Source organism: Marinobacter sp., from assembly GCF_052094685.1.
Taxonomy (GTDB): Bacteria; Pseudomonadota; Gammaproteobacteria; order Pseudomonadales; family Oleiphilaceae; genus Marinobacter.
Map to the genome: position 1 here is coordinate 1 of NZ_JBQDKB010000158.1, position 4,445 is coordinate 4,445.

The 4,445-nt window shown below is 52.8% G+C and carries 4 protein-coding genes; 3 read left to right on the forward strand and 1 reads right to left on the reverse strand.

Features of this window, described 5'->3' with window-relative positions; genetic code table 11:
• From ACTH3S_RS17910 to ACTH3S_RS17920, 3 genes are all read left to right on the forward strand, one after another.
• The coding region (locus ACTH3S_RS17910; RefSeq protein ID WP_441810369.1) for a LysR substrate-binding domain-containing protein at positions 1 to 399 on the forward strand (399 nt) is incomplete at its 5' end.
• A gap of 127 nt (positions 400 to 526) precedes the next feature.
• A complete protein-coding gene (locus ACTH3S_RS17915) occupies positions 527 to 2,548 on the forward strand; it encodes a TonB-dependent receptor domain-containing protein (protein ID WP_441810370.1) in 2,022 nt (673 codons plus the stop codon).
• A gap of 69 nt (positions 2,549 to 2,617) precedes the next feature.
• Complete coding sequence (locus ACTH3S_RS17920; protein ID WP_441810372.1) at positions 2,618 to 3,808, forward strand: MFS transporter; 1,191 nt, start codon at positions 2,618 to 2,620, stop codon at positions 3,806 to 3,808.
• 16 nt (positions 3,809 to 3,824) lie between these two features.
• Here ACTH3S_RS17920 and ACTH3S_RS17925 read toward each other — a convergent pair whose 3' ends face one another.
• Positions 3,825 to 4,304, reverse strand: coding sequence for an Lrp/AsnC family transcriptional regulator (locus ACTH3S_RS17925; RefSeq protein ID WP_441810371.1), 480 nt, complete (start codon positions 4,302 to 4,304; stop codon positions 3,825 to 3,827).
• Positions 4,305 to 4,445: the final 141 nt, after the last annotated feature.

Sequence of the window (4,445 nt, forward strand, 5' to 3'; positions counted from 1 at the left end):
AACAAGATCACTTTAAACGCTGTCTGTCAGGTGCAAGTCCGACAGGCTGCTAGTGAGGGCGTCTACCCACTTAGCCCGCCAAAGCGCGCTTTTACGGTGGATCAGTTCAGTGTGCAGGGCGATGCTATTGCCGGTGGTCGCGGCTTGGGGCTAATGCCGCACTGGTTGGTGGAGCGCCGGCTCAGTGCTCATCCCGGCACATTGGAGCCAAGTTTGCCCGACTGGCAGGGACCGGTTCTGCCGGTGTCACTGCTCTGCCCACATGGTGTTCTGCCAAGACGGATTCGGGCGTTTATCAATCACGTTACAAGCGCCGTGCCTACGAACTGGCAAGAACCAAGAAGAATGCGCGTTCCTGCAGCCGTTCCAGAATATGGCACGCATCATTCCAACATTTGAAGACTAAACTTGTGGTAATGTCCGTCGCCAATGAGTTTCATTGGCATCTAAGATTGATTCCGAATAACGCGGAACGATTTATGGATGCGGGATTTTTTAGCGTGACAAAACAAACAAGGAGTCTTCTATGCGCCGCATTTCCCTGCTGGCATCTTCCATCGCCCTGGCGGGTACCGGTAGTTTTGCCACTGCTCAGCAGCAGCCGGTTGAGCTGGGTGAGATAGTCGTTACCGCTGCTGGGTTTGAGCAGAACATCTCTGATGCGCCAGCAAGCATCTCAGCTATCTCCGGGGAAGAGTTGAATCGGCGCTCATACGACGACATCACTGATGCGGTAAAGAATATACCGGGGGTTTATGTCAGTGGTGGTGGCAAGTCCAAGGACATTACGATTCGCGGGATGAGCGGTGATTACACGCTCTACCTGATTGACGGCCGCCCGGTTTCCTCTGGTCGTAACGTTAATACGAATGGCACCGGCGGCGGGAAGCAGATTGCGTTGCCACCCGCATCGATGATTGAGCGGGTGGAGGTTATTCGTGGCCCCATGTCGTCGTTGTATGGCTCCGAAGCCATGGGCGGTGTTATCAATATCATCACCAAAAAAACGTCGGGCACTTGGTCTGGCACCGTCGGTACGGAATACACCAAGTCGTTCACTGATGTTAACGAGGATGAACAGCAGGTTAGTCTTTTTGCAGGTGGTCCGCTTATACCTGGGCTGCTTTCTGCACAGGTCAACGGCTCGTGGCAGGGATCGGAAGAATCTACTTTTATTGCAGGAACTAAAAGCGCTGAAAGTACCCCCGATAGAACCGATAAGCAGGGTGGTGCCAAGCTTATTCTGACGCCGGATGATGTTAATGAATTTGGCTTGAGCTACAGCGCGTCCGAGCTCGACTTCCGCCATACCCCTGGCGTCAGTATCGCCGCTGATGCTGATCCCAGTGGCACTCACTACAAAAAGGATGTTTATGCGCTGACTCACCAGGGAAACTACGGCAATCTGATGCTGAATTCCTATCTGCAGCATGATGCTTCCGAGGTGGTTCAACTCGACAAGAAGAAAGAGGAAGTCTCTACCTTTAACACCCAGGGCACTCTGTTTATGGGCAACCACATGCTGACTTTTGGTGGTCAGTATAAGTATGAGGACTTGGTGGATGAGTCTAATGGTTTGCTGGGAACCGTGGATTCAGCCTCCTCGAAGGTGGATCGCTGGATTGCGGCCGTGTTCGCCGAGGTGGAGTGGTCGGTAACCAACGATCTGAACGTGACCACTGGCGTGCGTTACAACGACGATGAACTGTTTGGTGGCCACCTGAGCCCGCGCCTCTATGCTAACTACCATCTGACACCTGAATGGACGTTTAAAGGCGGGGTTTCCACAGGCTACAGGCAACCCAGTCTGCCGGACGCCACCGAAGGCTTTGGCCGTCGGACCGGTGGGCCGAACTCACCGGCGCCGCACTCCCGGGCACTGATTATTGGTAATGAAGATCTGGACCCGGAAACCAGCACCAGTTACGAGCTTGGTTTTGTGTTTGACGACCGCCTGGTGGATATGAATGCTAGTGTTATGCTGTTCCATACTGACTTCAAGGATAAAATCGCTGAAGATCGTTTTTGTGATTCGGGCGGTGATTCGGATGATCCCTCAACCTGGAATTGCACTTACGAGGGCAACGATTACCTGTTCCTGAGCAAGCGCGAAAATATTGATAAAGCCATGATGCGAGGCGTGGAACTCACCTTTGATTACGGCATCACTGAAACGGTGGGCTTCAGTTCCAGTTATACTTTTACCCACTCCGAGCAGAAATCCGGTGACTACAAGGGCGAGCCGTTAAACAAGATCCCCAAGCATATGCTGAATGCGGGACTGGATTGGCAAACGACAGCCCTGCTTAACCTTTGGCTGGATGGCAATGTTCGTGGTGAGACCAGTGATTCTCTCGGTCGCAAGAGCATGGACGAAGGCACACCAGGCTACGGTTTTGTGGATGCAGGCCTGACATATCAACTGAATGAGAGCGCACGGGTAAAGGCTGGCGTGTACAATATTGGCGACAAGAAAGTGACTAACGACACCTACGGCGTGGTCCTCGATGGACGCCGCCTCAATCTTGGGTTAACCGTTGATTTCTAACTTCTGAAATCTGCACCATGGTGACCTAGTGCCCGGTGATGTATTAAAAAACCAACGCTGAAATGCGCCCTGAAACGTCCGGCTGATGAAGCCGGACAGAATTTTGTTGCAGTGTGTGTATCGCTCACATTCTGCTTCATTGTTTACTCGATGCTACTGGTGACTGTACCGGTTTACGGTCTTGAGCTCGGGGCGTCTCCCCTTATGCTGGGTGTTATTCTAAGCTCTCAGTATTTGTTCCCTTTTTTGCTGGCCATTCCTTTGGGTGGCGTTGTCGCTCGCCGTGGTGGCCGGATTACGCTAGTGGCGGGCGCGCTTGTAATGACTGCGGGCCTGCTGATTATGCAGGTTTTGTCCGGCTACTACGGGCTTATCGGTGGGCAACTATTGATTGGCCTGGCCCATCTTCAAATGGTGCTGTCGGCGCAGACCATCATCTCGTCGCTGGCAACCGGCCCTAAACTGGAAGGTTATTTCGGTTGGTATTCCACCTGGTTGTCTGGCGGGCAGGTGATTGGCCCTTTGCTGGCAGGTGCCTGGATTCATTGGGCGGGCGGCGTTAACAACCTGTTTTTGGTTATGGCCGGCATCTCTTTGCTGGGTGGTTTGGCGGGCCTTGCGCTGGCCGGTGATGCGACCCAGGGCATGGCGGTTACCGGCAAACAAACCGGGTTTCGTGTTCAAGCCTCGCTGATCCGCCGCAACACCGGCGTTCAGGTGTCTATTGCGATTACGGTTGCCGGCATGTTCGCTTTGGGCGTTTATGGAAGCTATTTACCGGTTTACCTCGATAGCTTAGAAATGAGCGCGGTGATGATCGGGGTGCTGGTCAGCCTGAGGTCGGCTACTTCCATGGTGATACGCCCGTTTATTCCCCGGATTATTGGAGCCGCTGGCGGACGCAAGCAAGCGACCATATTGGCACTGTGCTTCATCTCTGTGGGGCTGGCGTGTATGGGGTTCGCTGGCAATGTGGCTGCTATTGCACTGTTATCCATTCTTGTGGGGCTGGGCGGAGGCCTTACGCAGCCCTTGTCGATGGTGGTTCTTGCCGAGAGTGTTGAGCGGGAACAAAGATCCGGTGCGCTGGGGATGCGCCTAATGGCCAATCGAGCGGTTCACTTCATGGCGCCGCTGCTGTTTGGTGCCATTCTGGGTTTGGGCGGTTTTGGTCTTTCGTTTGCGCTTTCAGGTATCTTTGTGGTGCTGGTGGCGGTTCTACTGCTTCGCCTTCAAAGTCAGCAGGCAGCTTCTCTTTAGTTAGCTGGCCGCCGAGTCACTCAGCATCCCCTACGGGTATCGTTTGGGTGTTCTTTATTTCCCGTAGTGCAAAATTGGAATGAACCTGCGCGATACCCTGCAACGTGAATATTTTTTCGTTCAGAAAGCGGTCGTAGCTGACCATATCTGGCACTACTACCCGCAATACAAAATCGGCGTTGCCGGTTACCGCGAAGCATTGAAGAACTTCGGGATAACTACTCACCTTCTGCTCAATCTCTGCGGTGCTGTCTATGGTGTGTCTCTGAAGTGACAGATTGACCAATACGCATAACCCTTGACCCACCATTTCTGGGGCCAGGTGTGCACTGTAACCCTTGATAATACCGGTTTCCTCTAGAGTTCTTACCCGTCGCCAACAGGCCGCTGGAGATAACCCAACCTGTTCCGCCAATTGCTGGTTACTGATTCGCCCCTCCTGTTGCAGTATTGCCAGGATGCGCTGGTCGAGTTTATCCAGTTCTATCTGTTTCATTTGGTAACACCTGATTTTTATCAAAGGGTCTTCGGTTCTATTGTTAATTATCAAATAATCTTTCGCAAATAAGACTAATCCTCTCCCCTTGGACTCATAGAATAAGTGCAGCACTTTGGACCAGCAGGTAGAGGTAGGAGG

Bases quoted from the DNA above. Each gene is read 5' to 3' on its own strand.
- ACTH3S_RS17915 (WP_441810370.1), top strand. From the start codon at position 527: ATGCGCCGCATTTCCCTGCTGGCATCTTCCATCGCCCTGGCGGGTACC.
- ACTH3S_RS17925 (WP_441810371.1), bottom strand. From the start codon at position 4,304: ATGAAACAGATAGAACTGGATAAACTCGACCAGCGCATCCTGGCAATA.